The organism is Salmonirosea aquatica, assembly GCF_009296315.1.
In the GTDB taxonomy this organism is placed as follows: domain Bacteria; phylum Bacteroidota; class Bacteroidia; order Cytophagales; family Spirosomataceae; genus Salmonirosea; species Salmonirosea aquatica.
On sequence record NZ_WHLY01000002.1, the window covers coordinates 1830481 to 1846950 of the forward strand.

12 protein-coding genes are annotated in these 16470 nt (G+C 50.6%); 2 read left to right on the forward strand and 10 right to left on the reverse strand.

Going from position 1 to position 16470, the window contains the following annotated elements; all coding sequences use genetic code 11:
- Positions 1-54: 54 nt before the first annotated feature.
- From GBK04_RS08725 to priA, 10 genes are all read right to left on the reverse strand, one after another.
- A complete protein-coding gene (locus GBK04_RS08725; RefSeq protein WP_152758692.1) occupies positions 55-1509 on the reverse strand; it encodes a Gfo/Idh/MocA family protein in 1455 nt (484 codons plus the stop codon).
- Between the two features lie 182 nt (positions 1510-1691).
- A complete protein-coding gene (locus tag GBK04_RS08730) occupies positions 1692-2141 on the reverse strand; it encodes an energy transducer TonB (RefSeq protein ID WP_152758694.1) in 450 nt (149 codons plus the stop codon).
- A 26-nt stretch (positions 2142-2167) separates the two neighbouring features.
- Entirely contained in the window at positions 2168-4048 is a 1881-nt protein-coding gene (locus tag GBK04_RS08735) for a TonB family protein (protein WP_152758696.1), read from the reverse strand.
- 103 nt (positions 4049-4151) lie between these two features.
- On the reverse strand, positions 4152-5897 hold the full coding sequence (locus GBK04_RS08740) for a TonB family protein (RefSeq protein ID WP_373330839.1): 1746 nt from the start codon (positions 5895-5897) through the stop codon (positions 4152-4154).
- Positions 5898-5976: 79 nt separating this feature from the next.
- Positions 5977-6894 (reverse strand): TonB family protein, encoded by a 918-nt coding sequence (locus GBK04_RS08745; protein ID WP_152758700.1) that lies wholly within the window; start codon positions 6892-6894, stop codon positions 5977-5979.
- Positions 6895-6931: 37 nt separating this feature from the next.
- Positions 6932-8917, reverse strand: coding sequence for a TonB family protein (locus GBK04_RS08750; protein ID WP_152758702.1), 1986 nt, complete (start codon positions 8915-8917; stop codon positions 6932-6934).
- A 136-nt stretch (positions 8918-9053) separates the two neighbouring features.
- Positions 9054-10889 (reverse strand): TonB family protein, encoded by a 1836-nt coding sequence (locus tag GBK04_RS08755; protein ID WP_373330840.1) that lies wholly within the window; start codon positions 10887-10889, stop codon positions 9054-9056.
- Between the two features lie 59 nt (positions 10890-10948).
- Positions 10949-11317 carry a BlaI/MecI/CopY family transcriptional regulator gene (locus GBK04_RS08760; protein WP_152758706.1) on the reverse strand — a complete coding sequence of 123 codons (369 nt, stop codon included), beginning with the start codon at positions 11315-11317 and terminating at the stop codon, positions 10949-10951.
- A gap of 297 nt (positions 11318-11614) precedes the next feature.
- The gene (gene pyk, locus GBK04_RS08765) at positions 11615-13051 is read right to left on the reverse strand and encodes a pyruvate kinase (protein WP_152758708.1); all 1437 of its coding nucleotides are present in this window, start codon (positions 13049-13051) and stop codon (positions 11615-11617) included.
- Between the two features lie 90 nt (positions 13052-13141).
- Positions 13142-15649, reverse strand: coding sequence for a replication restart helicase PriA (gene priA, locus GBK04_RS08770; RefSeq protein ID WP_152758710.1), 2508 nt, complete (start codon positions 15647-15649; stop codon positions 13142-13144).
- 198 nt (positions 15650-15847) lie between these two features.
- On the opposite strand from priA, the gene GBK04_RS08775 reads away from it, so the two are divergent.
- Together GBK04_RS08775 and GBK04_RS08780 are read left to right on the forward strand one after the other, a co-directional pair.
- Positions 15848-16066: a DUF2281 domain-containing protein gene (locus GBK04_RS08775; protein WP_152758712.1), complete on the forward strand. Its 219-nt coding sequence runs from the start codon at positions 15848-15850 to the stop codon at positions 16064-16066.
- On the forward strand, positions 16066-16464 hold the full coding sequence (locus GBK04_RS08780; protein ID WP_152758714.1) for a type II toxin-antitoxin system VapC family toxin: 399 nt from the start codon (positions 16066-16068) through the stop codon (positions 16462-16464). Before GBK04_RS08775 ends, GBK04_RS08780 begins: the two co-directional genes overlap by 1 nt.
- Positions 16465-16470: the final 6 nt, after the last annotated feature.

Genomic DNA, 16470 nt, shown 5'->3' on the forward strand with positions numbered 1-16470 from the left:
CACAAAAAAGCCCCGGAACGTCAGACGTTCCGGGGCTTTTCTATGTAGGTAAAGCTAAACTTTCAAGTCGCCCCAGCCGTCGCGGTAGTCGCGCTTGACGAATTGGTTGGCTGCGTCGTAATTCGTCACCTTCATATTCTGGGCGTCCCAGAACAGCTTTTTGCGGCCCGTATACTTATCTACGGCACGTTTGGCCGTAGGATTGTCGCGCAGCATCCAGCTCCGAATCGCCAGGTTGCCGATCAGGATACTTTCCGTGAACGGCCCGGCGTATTCGAACGGCGAGCTCGTAACGCCCTTGCCGTAGCCTTCCAGGCAGGCATTGACCCATTGCAGGTAGTGGTTTTCGTCGGGTACGCGCGCGATGGTTTCCGGAACATTCACAATATCGTTGGCTTTCAAAGGTACCAGCCGGGGATTGGCACCGTAGCAGTCGGCCATCAGCTTACCTTTTGACCCAATGAAAAGTACCCCGCCGTCGGAGTTGCCGAAGGCTTCGCCGGGCAGCAGATCTTCGGGGAGTTCGGGCAAAATGCCGCCGTCGTACCAGCTGACCTTGATATTGCCCTTGCCATCATTGCGGGGATAATCAAGGTGAATCGACGTTGTGAAGGGTGTCCAGGCGGGATTATCGTCTTTTTCGCGCAGGGTGAACGTCCAGGTACCTCCCACACTACATTCCACCGAAGTAGGGTACAGGATGGGCAGGATGCGGTAGACCGGGTCCATGATGTGGCAGGCCATATCGCCCAACGCGCCCGTACCGTAAGGCCACCAACCGCGCCAGTTCCAGGGTAGGTACTCTTTGTTGTAGGGTACCTTGGGCGAAGGACCCAGCCAGAGGTCAAAATCCAGTTCTTTCGGTACCGGATCGACGTTGTCGGTAGGTACCGCCTGGGGCCACACGGGGCGGTTGGTCCAGCAAAGTACCTTGTGCACATCGCCGATGATCCCCGATTCGTAGAGTTCCTTCATGCGGCGTACGCCGTTGCCCGAACCACCCTGATTGCCCATTTGAGTAATCACCTTGTACTTTTTGGCGGCTTGTCCCAGCATCCGCGCTTCGTAGATGTCATGCGTCAGCGGTTTTTGGGTATAGACGTGCTTGCCTAGCTGCATGGCGGCCAGGGTAGCTACGGCATGCGTGTTGTCGGGCGTGGAAATAGAGCAGGCGTCGATGTTCTTGTTCTCCTTGCGGAGCATCTCCCGAAAATCCTTGTAGTAGGTAGCCTTGGGAAAACTCTCCCGCGAGGTAACGGCCTGCCGGTCGTCCACGTCGCACAGCGCCACGATGTTGACGTTGGGGCTTTTGGCAAAATTGGCCAGATCGCTTTTGCCCTTACCGCCTACGCCAATCCCGGCAATGTTGAGTTTATCACTGGGCGCGACGTACCCCTTGCCCAATACATGGCGGGGTACAATGAAAAAAGAGGAAGCCGCCGCCAGCGACGAGGCTTTGATAAAAGTACGGCGGGTAGGTTGATCAGTGGGTTTCTTGGGTTCACTCATGAGCGGAAAGGGTTTAGTTGGATACTGGAAAAGTAGGACGACCGATTACAATACGGCCGGAGTATGAAATAAGGCTACGCAGAGTTGCCACTTCTAAACCGAAAAAGCGCAGAACCTTTCGATTCTACGCTTGCGATTTTTGCACTTCTTCTGAAAGACTTGCCGTCAGGTTTATCGGAAAGTTAGATAGTGGGTTGCTTTTTCAACTGAAAGACAACCGGCAGGTTGTACCTTACGGCCACCTCCTTACCATCTTCCCGACCGGGTTGCCATTTCGGCATCTTTTTCACCACGCGTTCGGCTTCTTCATCCAGGCCATAACCGACGCCTTTCAGGACTTTCACATCGCGGATTTCGCCGGTGGAGCTTACCACAAAAGATAGAAATACCTTGCCCTGTACATTGGCTTTCCTGGCCTGTTCGGGATACAGGATGTTGTTGCCCAAAAACTCGTACATGGATTGAAAGCCGCCGGGGAATTCGGGTTGCTCGTCCACTAGGGTATATACCTTTTCGTCGAGCGGGGAATTTTCCGTTTCAAGATTGGTGCCCGAGGCCATTTCCGAGTTATTGTTGCAGCCATAAAAAGTCAGGGCGCAGGCCGCCAGTAGCGTTAGCAGTTTCTTTTTCATGGTATTTCCTTCATAAGTACCTTAGATTAATCTTTCTTGAACCGGCTAGCGGGAAAAATGATCATGGTCGGAGGAGTCACATCAGAAAATACCTTTTGGGAAGAATAAGGAGAATAATTGGAAAACCGCATTCTTGAGGTACCCCCCATGCCGGGAATATTGACTTCCGGCGCACCCAAATCTCTGATGCTTGCCGGCGAGCCGGAATCAAATGCATTTTCAAACTTGAACTCAGGCATCTGATAATTAAAGTATTTGGTGGCGTTCCCCTGCCGCTTTTCCTTGTCTTCTTTTGATTCAGGCTTTTCCAGTTTGAATTCGATCGGTAGCACATACTCCATCGCTACCGGGCGCCCATTCTGTTGAGCGGGCTTCCAGGAGGGCATATTCAGCACCACGCGCAGGGCTTCCTCGTCGGTGCCATCGCCCAGTCTTTGGGTCACCTGCGGATCACGGATACGGCCCTTTTCGCTCACGGTAAAGGCAATTACCACTTTCCCTTCCACGTCGTTCCGTACCGCGTCGGTAGGGTACTTGATGTTGCGGCCCAGGAATTTGTACATTTCCTGAATCCCACCCGGAAACTCGGGCATTTGTTCTACTATCGTGAATCCATCTTTGGCTGGGCTCGATGGGGTATTATCGGCACCGGGTTGAGGTTTCAATCCTGTTATCGGGGGGTAGGCGACCACCACCACATCTTGCAGAGGATTCTGCTGCCATGCCAACACCACATTCACGGCCTGATTTTTCTTGGTGATCTCCACCACCCTCGTTTCGTACCCCACGTAGCTGATCGCCAGTTTGCTGTCGAGGGGTACCTCTTTTAGCTCAAAGGCCCCGTTGGCATCCGTGGTAGCTCCGCGTGAGGTACCTGCCACGATGACGTTGGCACCCGGCAAGAGTTCTTTGGTTTTGGAACTACGGACGGTACCTTTCACCGTTGTGGTTTCGGCCAGGGGTACCTCCGGTAGTGGTGCCCGCGAAGAAGTGGCCGAGGGCAAAACCCGTGTATTATTTCCCAGTGCATCCGTAACGCGTTCGCGGGCGGCGGTAAGCATCAGTACGAGGCCAACCAACGGGACTATGGCGAGGTACTTACCCAGGGCCCATTTCGAGTTTTTGTTTTTGTAAAGCATGGTAATTCGGTTTTTGACGAAGGAAGATGTAAAAAATTGATTGGTCAGGTCGGGTACGGATGTGTGGAAGGCGTACTCCATCAGGAAACGGGCGTAGCCGTCGCGTGATATAGCGGTTTCGCGGTCGGCGAGGTACTCGTGGATTTGTTGCAACGATTTTTTGTATAAAATTAAAACCGGATTGAACCAGAAAACTACCCGAAGTACCTCCACCAAAAGTATATCCCAGCTGTGCCGCTGCTGTACATGTACCAGCTCGTGGTTCAGAATAGTGTCAAGATTTTCGGCGTAGTCGGTGCGATTGATGACAATCCATTTCATAAAAGAGAAAGAACCAGTACGGTCGTCATCTAGCAAGACCAGCATGTATCCATCCATCGGGATGCGTTCGCCTTTTTGCAGAAACGAAAAGAGCGTTCGGAATTGTAGCCCCAGCCGGACAAGCAGCAACATCGCTCCGACTGTATACACAACCCACAAAAGTACCGGCCAGGAAAGCATCACTTCCTCGGATTGAGAATACACCACAAAAGCAGGGGGCGCACTCACTGCGACGGGTAGTGTTGCGGCAGCGTAGGCGACTGTCGGCATCACGGGAGCCGCTTCGGGGTACTGTACCATCGGCAAACCCAACGACAGCAACAAAGCCCCAAGCAGGTAGGCACGATTCCAGCCGAAAAAGGTGTGGCGGCCGAGCAAAATCCAGTAACAACCGTACAGCACGATCCAGTACAAGCTTACTTTTCCGAGGTAAATGAAGAATTCCATGTGACGCGTGGGCTTGTCTTATTATATAATCATATTCTATATATGGATTTCGAATGGCTGTGGCACGGGTTTGAGCCGTGCCACAGCTTGCTCCATTCAGAAACTAGTTCTTGTCCGATTTTTTGGTAAAAACCTGCACAACCCCATTTGCTCCTTTTTCACCGTAGAGCCGCCGGGCCGTAGTACTATTGAGTACCCTAACCGATTGCAATTCGTCCATCGTGAGGTCTTTCATGAAATCCCGGTTTTTCATGGGCATAGCGTTCAAAATGTACAGGGCATTTTGCAAGGTGTCGTTATGGAATATGCGATAGTTTACGGTACGCCGGTCCCGGTTGTATTTGGGGTAATATTTGACTACCGCCACACGGCTTCTCTCTCCATCCAGATTCACCTGCGTCTCCAGGGTACCTACCTTGGCGGGTGCAACGATTGTTTTGTAATCAGACAGTTGAAAATCAAGCGTCATTTCGTAATGCATGGCTACGTTCTTACCATCTTTCTGGCCGGGTACCCAAGCTGGCATGGCAGCTATAAGCCGTAGCGATTCTTCTTTAAGCCCGAAGCCCGGATCTTTCAAAATCTCCACATTTTGTATTTCTCCGGCCTCCGAAACCACAAAATTCAGCAGCACTTTCCCCTGCACATTCGAACGGACTGCGCTCGCCGGATAGGTTACCTTTTGGCCCATGAACTTCTGCATGGCTTCGTTTCCACCAGGAAACGAAGGGGAGTAATTTTTGTCTCTAATAAAGTGGTAAGCAAATTGTTCAGGCTCGGATTTCAACGGAATTTCGTCAGAAAATAGGTTAGGAATGAACTGACCGAATCGTGTGTCTCCTACCCCAGCCAGAATTATCCTTTCTTCTAATTTGGCTATAGTACTCTCAGAAGGAATAGAAAGCGTATCGTTTTTAGAAAGATCGGACTTCACAACGGCTGGCTTAAAAGCCATCATTAACGATACGAAACTTATCAGCACGACCACGGCGGCGTACTTGCCCAGTGCCCAATTTGAGTTTCGGTTTTTGTAAAGCATCATAATGCGGCTTTTTAAGTGGGAAGGATTTAGGAAATTATTGGTCAGCATATTCGCCGGATTGTTCAGCGCGTAGGCTAGCAGGAAATGGGCGTAAGCTTCGCGTGCGAGGGCGGTTTCACGGTCGGCCAGGTACTCATGGATTTGCTGCAACGATTTTTTATACAAAATCAAAACCGGGTTGAACCAGAAAAGTACCCCCAGTACCTCCACCAGCAGAATATCCCAACTGTGCCGCTGCCGTACGTGCACCAGCTCGTGGCTCAGAATAGTGTCGAAATTATGGGCGTAATCGGCGGGGCTAATGACAACCCAGCGCAGAAACGAAAAGGAACCGCGCACGCCCAGGTCACCAGGGTGCGAAAGAACCAGCGTATAGTCTTCCATGTCAATCCGCTCACCTTTTTGGATGGAGGAAAAAAGCACCCGGCCTTGAAACACCAGCCTCCCCAGCATAAACAACGCACCGGCCAGGTATGATGCCCCTAAAACATCTGCCCACGGGAAGGGCAAGTCGGTGGGAGCATCAGTATTTGCTACAATGCGGGAGACTGGAGCCGAAGTAGTTTCTACTACCGCAGTCGTCGCAGTTTTCAGCGGCAGGGCAGTCAGTTCATAAACCGCCGCCGGAACTGGTGGGACAGTGTCGGTATAATTCACCAATGGTAAGCCTAAGGATACAATCAGTGCGCCCAGCAGGTAGGTGCGGTTGAGGATGAAAAAGGTGTGACGGCGCAGCACGAGCCAGTAGCAAGCATACAGGATTACCCAGTAGAGGCTGACTTTGGCGATGTAGGTGAGGATTTCCATGTGGTTAGTAACTAGTCTTTTTATGAAATGATAGCTGTGGCACGGCTCAAAGCCCTGGCACAGCTGGCTTCGCATAGATTCAGTCTCGGGTGTTTGGAGTAATCAGGATTACCCCCTTCTGACCTTGTTCACCGAATTGATCAGTGGCCGCTTTGCCTTTAAAAGCCTCCAGTTTCTTGATACCGAAACCCTGCAAGCCATCGCCTATTTCCTTCCCTTGTACAATTTTTCCGTGTAGTATAAAAACCGGGTCCGATGGCGGGGTTTCCGTACTTCCGGAGGTAGCTGATGGCGAAGACTTTTCTTTCAGAACAAACCAAACGGGCAGCGTGAAAGGTACGGGTACCGTCTTACCATTCTGAATGCCGGGGTGCCAGCGCGGCATGGATAGCACGGCTTTCATCACTTCCTCATCGCAGCCGTAGCCCAGACTTTTGGTAATGCGCGGGCTACGGATATCACCGTTTTCATTGACGACAAACGAGATTTCTACCATACCCTGAATATCATTTTTTGCAGCCTCGGCGGGGTAACTCATCGTTTTGGCCAGGAATTGAACCAGGCCCAGATCTCCCGCTAAGTAAGACGGAGGCATCCTTAGGGCCACCATTCCCGGCTTTTCGATCTCCCCAAACATATTTCGAATGGGGGGAGGTGGATCAAGGCGGGTGGAATAGTCCACCAATGTAAAGGAAAGCAACCTATCCTGTCTGCGCGGTAACTGGATGATCATCCGCTTTTGTCCGGCAGCGGCTACGTGGATTCGTCCGTAGGCCACGTGGTCAACTACCAGACTGTCGTCAGGATCTACCCTAGCCAGGGAAAAATAGCCCGTAGCATCCGTCATGGTGTACCCATGCCCCATATTCAGGACGCTCACCATCACGTCTTTGATAGGTTCACCCTGCTCGTCGTACACAAAACCCTCGAAGGCGGAATTTTGCGCCCAAGCCGCTGGCAGCGTAAAAATAAATAGCAGGATGAGTAAGGCTTTCATGAGTCTTTGGGTTTAGGCTTCAGCTCCTTTCCTCATTTCAAAACTTCAACCCAACCAGCCTATCCACCTCAGTGTTTACGCTGTTTGATTGTTCGGTGGCAACTACGTTTGCTTTGGATTTTTTCGAACGCGCCGAAAGTCCCTTTTCTTTTTTAGGAAGTACAAACGAAATCGGAAGGTTGTATTTCACGTTGACTTTCTGGCCATTATCCAATTCGCCGGGCTTCCATTTGGGCATGGCCGACACCACGCGAATGGCCTCCTCGTCTGTACCAAAACCCCTACCTTTCAGAATTTTGACTTGTGTAATTGCTCCATCGGCCCGTACCACAAAAGTCAGGAATACCTTACCCTCCACATTGGCCCGACGGGCGGCGGCGGGGTACTTGACGTTATCCTGAATGAATTGGTACATGGCTTTGATCCCTCCGGGGAACTCGGGGTTTTCAGCGACGACAGTATATACGGAGTCTTGGGGGGAGTTGAGGGTAGGTTGAGAAATCGCATATTTAGAGCCTATATCTTTCTCTACACTAGCTGACACCCACCGGGCTGTAGAAGAGCTGGGCAATCCGTCCTGGATCAAAGTGGCATTGACAGTACCTTGCCCCTCAATTATAGCCACTGCCTTTTTATAGCCTGTAAAAGAATATTCCAACCATCCTTTCTTGGGGACTTCAATTCTGTACTCTCCTCTACTATCGGTAGTGGTACCCCTTTGTGTGTGCCTTATTGTAACAGAAGTTCCCGGAAGTGGTTTACCATCGGCACCAGATACATTTCCCTTAACGTAAACCAATGGCCCATTTTCTCCGGGGAAAGGTACAGATGAATAGGAACCAGGTGAATCTGTACTTAATTCCAAGAGGTAGTCTACCTTTTTCTCTTCTTTCAAAACATTAAACGAAAAGGAGTTAAAGCCCGGATAACCAACCACTACCTTTCCGCCGACAGGAGCTACTATTTTAAATCTGCCATCAGAATCCGTTTTTGTAATTAGTTCTGTTCCTTCTACTTCTATCGAAGCTCCTGGAATAGGCATCTGATCATCTCTAACTACCATTCCTTCAATTGTGACCTCCTTATCCGTTATAGCAGCTGTACTTTCATCGGCTTCACTAACCTTCCCCGCCTTCTGTTCGCAGGAAGCGGCCAATAGCGATACAAAGCCAACGAGCAGGGCAACGGCGGCGTACTTGCCCAGCGACCAGTTTGAATTTCGGTTTTTGTACAACATCATGATGCGGTCTTTTAGAAATGACGAGTTAAAAAAGGGATTAGCCAGTGCCGCCATCGGACTTCCTAACGAATACGAAACCATAAACTCGGCGTAGCGGTCGCGGGGTGTGGCGTCCCAGGCGCACACTTCCCGATCAGCAAGGTACTCGTGGACTTGCTGCAATGATTTTTTATACAAAATCAAAACCGGATTGAACCAGAAAACCACCCGAAGTACCTCCACCAAAAGTATGTCCCAGCTATGCCGCTGCCGCACGTGTACCAGCTCGTGACTCAGAATGGTGTCGAAATTCTCGGCATAGTCGGTGCGGTTGATGACGATATAGTTCAGGAATGAGAAGGACCCCAGATGGTCATTCTCCAGCAAGCAGAGGCGGTAGAAGTCCATGTCCAGGTAGGTACCCTGCTGGATAAAAGTCAAAAGCTGGCGAATATGGCGGAACAGGCGGACTGCCATTACCAGCCCCCCCAGCACGTAAACCATCCAAAGAAAGGTACCCCACGGGAACGGCTCAGTGACCGCAGAGGGTAGCGCCATAGCATTTTGCGGCGCTACGATTATGGTTTCAATCGGCTGGGTGGCCATCTCATACACGACCCCTGGTACGGGCGGAGCTACCTCGGGGTAGGGTACCTGAGGCAATATAAATGCCACTCCCAGCGCGCCGAGCAGGTAGACACGGTTGAGCACAAAAAAGGTGTGACGACGCAGCACGAGCCAGTAGCAGCCGTACAGCAGGAGCCAGTACAGGCTCACTTCACCGAAGTAGGTAGCCAGTTCCATAGGTTTAGGGTTGAATGGTCGATGGATAAAAGGTCAAGGACTATACTTTGCCTCTTTCTCAGGGTACCCTCAGTAGATCCATGAGCTTTTTTTACTCGTGCCACGGCTCATAGCCGTGGCACGAGTAGCGGAGGCTTTACTTTTTCTTCATATAAATCTCTATTACTCCGTTGGCCCCTTTTTCACCATAGGCTTTCGTGGCGCTTTCGCCTTTCAAAACATTGACTTTCTGTACATTATCAGGACCAACCTCCTTGATATCGTAGCCTTCTTTTTGCATCACCCCATCAATCACGACTCTTGCCTGGCCTACACCCGTGTAAATCATAGTCGGGCCCTCGGTTGATGGACCATTGAGGGTACCTTGCTCAACAAGTCCAACTTTCTTAGCGCTTTCATTGGCTTTTATTTCCTTAGTATTATCCAATTGAAAAGCAATAGGCAGGTTATACCGCACATTGACAGGCCTTCCGCTTTGCATACCCGGTTCCCACCGCGGCATTTTGGACATAACGCGAACCGATTCCTGGTCGGCCCCAAAGCCCAGTCCTTTCATAATCTGAATATCCTTGATTTCTCCTTCGCTGGTCACTATAAAGGTCAAAAATACCTTCCCTTGTACATTGGCTTTGGCCGCTGCCTCGGGGTACTTGATGTTTTCACCCAGAAATTTGTACATCGCCTGAATCCCACCGGGAAATTCGGGAGCTTTCTCGACTACTGTGAAAATGGGCGAACCGCCGAATGTTGAGGTTTGACCAGTAATTTTCACGGACTGCCCATCTGCCGACGGCGTGGACACCATGTTGCTGGGTTTGTCGCCTTTGGAAGGCATCGTGAGGTCATAGTCTGTATTTTTGTACTTTCCGCTAATACCCATGATTATTTGACCATAGTCAGGGTGGCTCAACGTTAGGGCGCTGCCCGCCGGAACTTTGAGCGAAAACCTTCCGGCTTCATCGGTGATTGCGCCTTTCTTACCCTTACTATCCGTGATGACTGCTCCCCGCAGTGGTTTGTGGTCGGGAGTGTTGACGATACCCGTGATATTGATATCGCCTTTAACCATAGCCTCGCCATTGGCGGAGGTAGGCATTACTTCGCGTTCGCAGGAGGCCACCATCAGCGAGGCAAAGCCCACCAGCAGAGCCACGGCGGCGTACTTGCCCAGTGACCATTTCGAGTTTTTGTTTTTGTAAAGCATAGCGATTCGAGGTTTTAAGAGTTTAGAATTGAAAAATTGGTTGGTCAACATGCTGGCAGGGGCGCCCAAAGCATACGATACCAGAAACTCGGCGTAGCGGTCGCGGTTGTCGGTCTGGGTCTGCTCCTGGACCGCCTGCCGGTCGGCCAGGTACTCGTGAACTTGTTGTATAGTTTTCTTATATATTATCAAAATCGGATTGAACCAGAAAACTACTTGCAGGATTTCTAAAAAAAGAATGTCCCAGCTGTGCCGTTGCCGTACATGAGCTAATTCGTGGCTGAGAATCGTATCGAAATTATGGGCGTAGTCGGCAGGACTAATGAAGATCCACTTCATGAAAGAAAAAGAACCGGTACGGGTCTGGTTATCACCCAGCAAAACCAGGGTATAATGGTCCATCGGAATGCATTCGCCTTCTTGCAGAAATGAATTCAAATGGCGGAAATGCTGGACCAACCGCACCGACATCACCACTACGCCGATGCCATAGACCAGCCAAACCAGGTTTTCCCACGTCAATAGCGAAGGCGATGGGGCTGCTGTGACCACTGAAAACGATACCGCCGAAACCTGGTACACGACGGGCATAGGCGGAGCGGATTCGGGATACTGCACCAGCGGCAACGCAAACGACAGTACCAGCGAACCGAGCAGATAGGTACGGTTCCAGCGCAGGAACGTGTGGTGGCGCAGGAAAAGTGCGTATAAAATGTACAGCGCAATCCAGTACGCGCTGAGTTTGGCAACATAGATGAGTAATTCCATGATCATTTTAAGAGTTTAGTTTTAGGGCATAGGTCGAGCGCCGAGCATCAAAATATCCATTACTCCTTCCCCTTTTTCATGATTTTCATGATCTCATCCAGTTCCTTTTGGTCGAGCGATTCTTCTTTTACGAAGAACGATACCAGCTGCGGCAGGGAATTGTCGAAGTAGTTTTCCATCAACTGCTTCATCTCATAGCGCTTGTACTCGGCCCGGCTGATGAGCGGATAGTACTCGTGGGTTTTGCCGTAAGCCGTGTAGCCCACCACGCCTTTCTTTTCCAGAATGCGGATGATGGTCGAAACGGTATTATAGGCCGGCTTGGGCTCGGGCATTTCGGCTAGTACGTCCTTGACGAAACCTTTACCCATTTGCCACAGGATGAGCATGATCTCTTCCTCGGCGCGGGTTAGTGAGCGAATTTCCATAGGGGTGTATTAATTTAGTAGGTACTGAAATGGTTTACTTTTTCAAAGTTATCACTATTCAGTTAGTTTCAAAACTAAATGATTAGTTTTTTATATAAGTTAGTTGATTAGAAAAAGCAAAAAGCCGCTTTGCGAAACGCAAAGCGGCTTTTTGGCCGAAAAAAATTCTAAGCTTTTCTCAGTTAACCAAAGGCCAAAGCCTCTGGCAATTGAGTACTTTCAGTTTACTTTCTGATAGGTACCCCAGTCGCAAGGTACCTTAGTAAGAAGGTACCTTTTCAACTGCGTGCTAAAAAACTACTCCACCACGCTTAGTTTCAGGGCGTTGGTTTTGCGGTGACGCGAGATGGGCATACTCAGCGTATTGATAAACACATCACCGGAAGCCAGTTCGCCGCGCTCGACGAGGAATTGCTTGATGTCGTCGATCAGGTCATCCGTGGAGGATGTTTCTTCACCTTCGTAAAAGATGGCCTTGGTACCCCAGTAAAGTCCCAGCGTAGTCATCAGGCGACGGTTGGATGTAAAAACCAGCAAGTTGGCTTTGGGGCGGTGGTGCGACAGACGCTGGGCGGTGTAGCCCGAACGCGTAATGCCAATGATAGCTCTTGCGTTGGTGTCCCGGGCCAGGCGGCAGGCACTCATCACCACGTTGTCGTTCAGTTTATCTGCTCCAGGTTTTTCGTTCACGTGGGCGTGGTACTTAAAGTAGATGTCGCCGCTTTTTTCCACCTGCTCGATGGTCTTGGTCATGTTCTCCACGGCTAATACAGGGTACCTGCCCGAGGCAGTTTCGGCGCTGAGCATCACTGCATCGGCACCGTCAAGCACCGAGTTGGCTACGTCGTTGACCTCCGCACGGGTCGGGCGCGGGCTTTCGATCATACTTTCCAGCATCTGGGTAGCCACAATCACCGGCTTGCCCGCCTTGTTGCATTTCTCGACAATCATTTTCTGGATCATAGGTACCTCTTCGGCGGGCAGTTCCACGCCCAGGTCCCCGCGCGCTACCATGATACCGTCCGTAACGGCGATAATTTCGTCGATATTAGTAATGGCCTCAGGCTTCTCGATTTTGGCCACCACACGGGTATCCTTGCCTTTGGACTTGATATAATCCTTTACCTCCTGAATGTCCGAAGCCCGGCGCACGAACGACAGCGCGATCCACTCCACATCGTGTTCCAGCCCGAATTCCAGATCTTCGTAGTCTTTCTCGGTGACGGAAGGCATCGATACCTGCGTGTTGGGTAGGTTGACCCCCTTCTTGGATTTGAGATAACCGCCGTATACTACCTCGGTTATCACATCGCTTTTATCGATGCCTGTCACTTTCACTTCCAGCTTGCCATCATCCATCAGGATGCGGTCGCCAATCTGCACGTCGTTGTACATGCCGTCGTAAGGGGTACTCACTTTTTCGGCCGTACCCAGTACTTCCACATTCGTCAGAATCAGCTTGTGACCCGACGTGATGAGTACCCCGTCTTTTTCAGCCACATTGCCAATACGAATTTTGGGGCCCTGCAAATCCTGCAATACGCACAGATTCAGGCCATACTCATCATTGATTTCCCGAATGCGGTTCAGGCGTTCGAGATGGTCGGCGTGGGTACCATGGGAGAAATTAAGGCGGAACACATTGACTCCGGCATGGGCCAGGGCCAGCAACTGATCTTTACTTTCGGAAGTAGGGCCAACGGTGGCAACAATCTTGGTTTTCTTGGAAGACATTTTTGCTAATTGAATATTGAAAAGGGAAAGTTGAAAATCAGTAGGAGTGACAAAACTTACACAGTAAGCAATTTTCAACTTTCAATTGAATTACATGCTGTCTACATCCACCACGACATTGATATTTTTCAGGGTTTTATCGGTCAAAATATCGGTGACTTTGTCCTGGATGAATGACTTTGCGGCCTTAAAATTAATCTTTTCCCGTTCAAGTTTGATGAGAATCTCAAACAAAAACTGATTTCGGACGCGCTCCACCAGCGGTGGCTCGGGCCCAAGTACCCGACTGGGGCCGAGTTCGGCCAGCAGTTTTTCGGCCAGTTGGGCGGCGGCCCGCTGCGCGGTATCACGGTCGGTATGCTTCACAATCAGCTTGATGAGGCGCGTGAAAGGCGGATAATTATACTGCTCGCGTTCGCTGATCTCAGTATCGTACATCCGCCGGTAATCGTTCTGGATCACCCAGCTCAGAATTTCCTGGGCAGGATTGTGGGTCTGGATCAGCACCTTACCGGGCCGTCCGGCGCGGCGGCCCGCGCGTCCGCTTACCTGCGTCAGCATCTGGAACGCCCGCTCCGAAGCGCGAAACTCCGGAAAATGGATCATGCGGTCGGCGTCGAAGATGCCTACTACGCTCACATTACCAAAATCCAGCCCCTTGCTCACCATTTGGGTACCTACCAGAATGTCGATCTGCTCATTCTCAAAATCCTGAATAATTTGCTGATAGGCGTTTTTGGCGCGGGTCGTGTCCATATCCATGCGCTGCACGCGGGCGTTGGGATAAATTAGGTGCAGTTCATCCTCAATTTTTTCGGTCCCGAAGCCCATCGTCTTCACCTTCGGCGAACCGCAATTGGGACAAGTACGGGGTACCTGCTCCTTGTGCCCGCAGTAATGGCAGCGCAATTCGGCCACCTTCATGTGGTAGGTCAGGCTGACGTCGCAATTGTTACATTCAGCGATCCAGTTGCACTCTTCGCATTGAATATAAGGCGAGTAGCCACGTCGGTTTTGGAAGAGGATCGTCTGTTCGTCGTGTTCGAGATTATACTGCATGTAGTCCAGTAGCACCGACGAGAATTCATTCTTCATCTTACGCTGCTTTTTCTCGAGTTTTATATCGATCAGCAGAAACTCCGGCAAGGCCGCATCGCCGTAGCGTTCAAACATTTCCACCAGCCCGTAGCGCCCCTGTTGGGCGTGGTAGTAGCTTTCCAGCGAAGGGGTAGCCGAGCCGAGCAGTACCTTGCCGTGGTGCATGTAAGCCATCACGACGGCCACATCGCGGGCATGATAGCGCGGCGCGGGATCGAATTGCTTGTAGGAAGTTTCGTGCTCTTCGTCCACGATAATAAGGCCGAGATTGGTAAAGGGCAGAAACACGGCCGAACGTACGCCCACCACGAACTGGAATTTCCCCTCGATGATGCCCTTCCAGACTTCCACCCGCTCATTGTCCGAAAATTTGGAGTGGTAGATACCCATCTTGTCACCAAACACCTTGCGCAGGCGCACCACGATCTGGGTCGTTAGGGCGATTTCAGGTAATAGAAACAGTACCTGCGTGCCGCTTTCGAGGGCCTGCCGGATCATGTGAATGTAGACCTCGGTCTTGCCGCTGCCCGTGATGCCGTGCAGCAACACCACCTCCTTGTCCTGAAAATGCTCCTGAATCTGCCGCACGGCTCCCTGCTGGCTTGCACTCAGTTTGATTTCTACAGTAGGCGTATCGGGAATGTCAGCAAAGCGCGACACGGTAATTTCGAATGGCTCGAATATCCCGTGCTTCATCAGCGTATTTAGGGAGGATGAAAGCGAATTCTCCTCTTGGGTGAAGACCGCCTTATCCAGTCCTTTCTGGTTCAGAGCCGGATTGTTCTGCACAGGCACGAAGCTGAGGTACCTTAAAAGTACCTCCTGCTGTTTGGGCTGTTTTTCCAGTTCTTTCATCAGAACATTCAGCGCCGCTCCTGAAGCGTAGGCGGGAGTGAGCCGCACCTTGCGGGCGATCTTGGGCTTGTACTTTTCCTTGACCTGTTCAAACAGGATGACCGCCCGCTTGCCCACCAACGACTTAATCACCGCGTTGACGTTGGTATCCTCTACCAGCCGGGCGACTTCTTCGTAAGAGAGGGCCTGATGCTTTTTTATTTCTTCCAGCAGACCTACCTCTTCTTCGGTAAGCAGTTCGGCGTAATCGAAGTCGGGATTATACTGTACCTTGGATTGGCTGGTGATTTTCAGGCCCGACGGTAGGGCCACGTTCATGACTTCACCAATGGTACATAGGTAGTACTCGGCCATCCAGCGGAACAGTTCCAGTTGGCTGGCCATCACAAGCGGCTCTTCATCGAGGAGTTCGAGGATGTACTTGGCCTGATAATTAGTGGGTGGTGTGTTATGTAGCTTACCTACTACGGCGGTAATGACGCGGTTTTTGCCAAACTGCACAATCACCCGCGCTCCTACCTTAATCAAACCGTTCATGGCCCGCGAAACCCGATAGGTAAACAATTTCGGGATGGGAACGGGTAGGATCAGGTCCGCAAAAACCGTGGTTTCTTCTTCAAAAGGGAGGGAATTCTGTACGTACATGGGGGGTACTACCTCTGTTTCAGGTCAGGGTGCAAGGTACAAACTTTTGAGTAGATGGTACCTGTTGCACCGGGCACGGAGCTTGCGCTTGCTGCCGACGAGGCCTTTTATTTTCTGGATAAAATTGGATAACTTGCTGTGGATTCAGGGAGTTAGGAGATGAGTCAAAACTGAACAATTTAAACAAGAGCATACGCTATGTATACGGCCATAAAAGGTATTTACGAAAACGGAAAACTCACCCTGCTGGAACCCGCGCCTGATGTGGAGAAAGCAGAGGTGTTGGTGACTTTTTTAGAAGAGACAACACACTCTTTTCGAAAGAAAAAGCGGACACTGGGTGGTCTAAAAAGTTTAGGGGGAAGCATTCCGGAAGATTTCAACGAACCGCTCGATGATCTTAAAGATTATGTGTGATGAGGTTAATCGTTGATACACAAATCCTGATCAGGTTATTGCTTGATGAATCAATTAGCGATAAAGTTCGTACCCTGCTGACCGATCCTGATAATGACGTTTTGATTCCCCATATTTGTCTCTTTGAAATAGTCATCAAGCAGAAAATTGGCAAGCTTCCTAAACTCTCGTGGCCGACTCTTATTATTGTGCAACAACTCTTGCGGGATGGTTTCGCATTATTGCCGGTGAATGTAGAGCATATAGCCGCCTACGATCAGATTCCACTTTTTACCGACCACCGTGACCCTTTCGACAGGCTACTCATCGCTACGGCTCTTGCCGAAAATATTCCCATCATTTCGGCTGACAAAAATTTCAAACTCTACACTGCTCAGATTGCACTAATAGAAACGTAACTTACC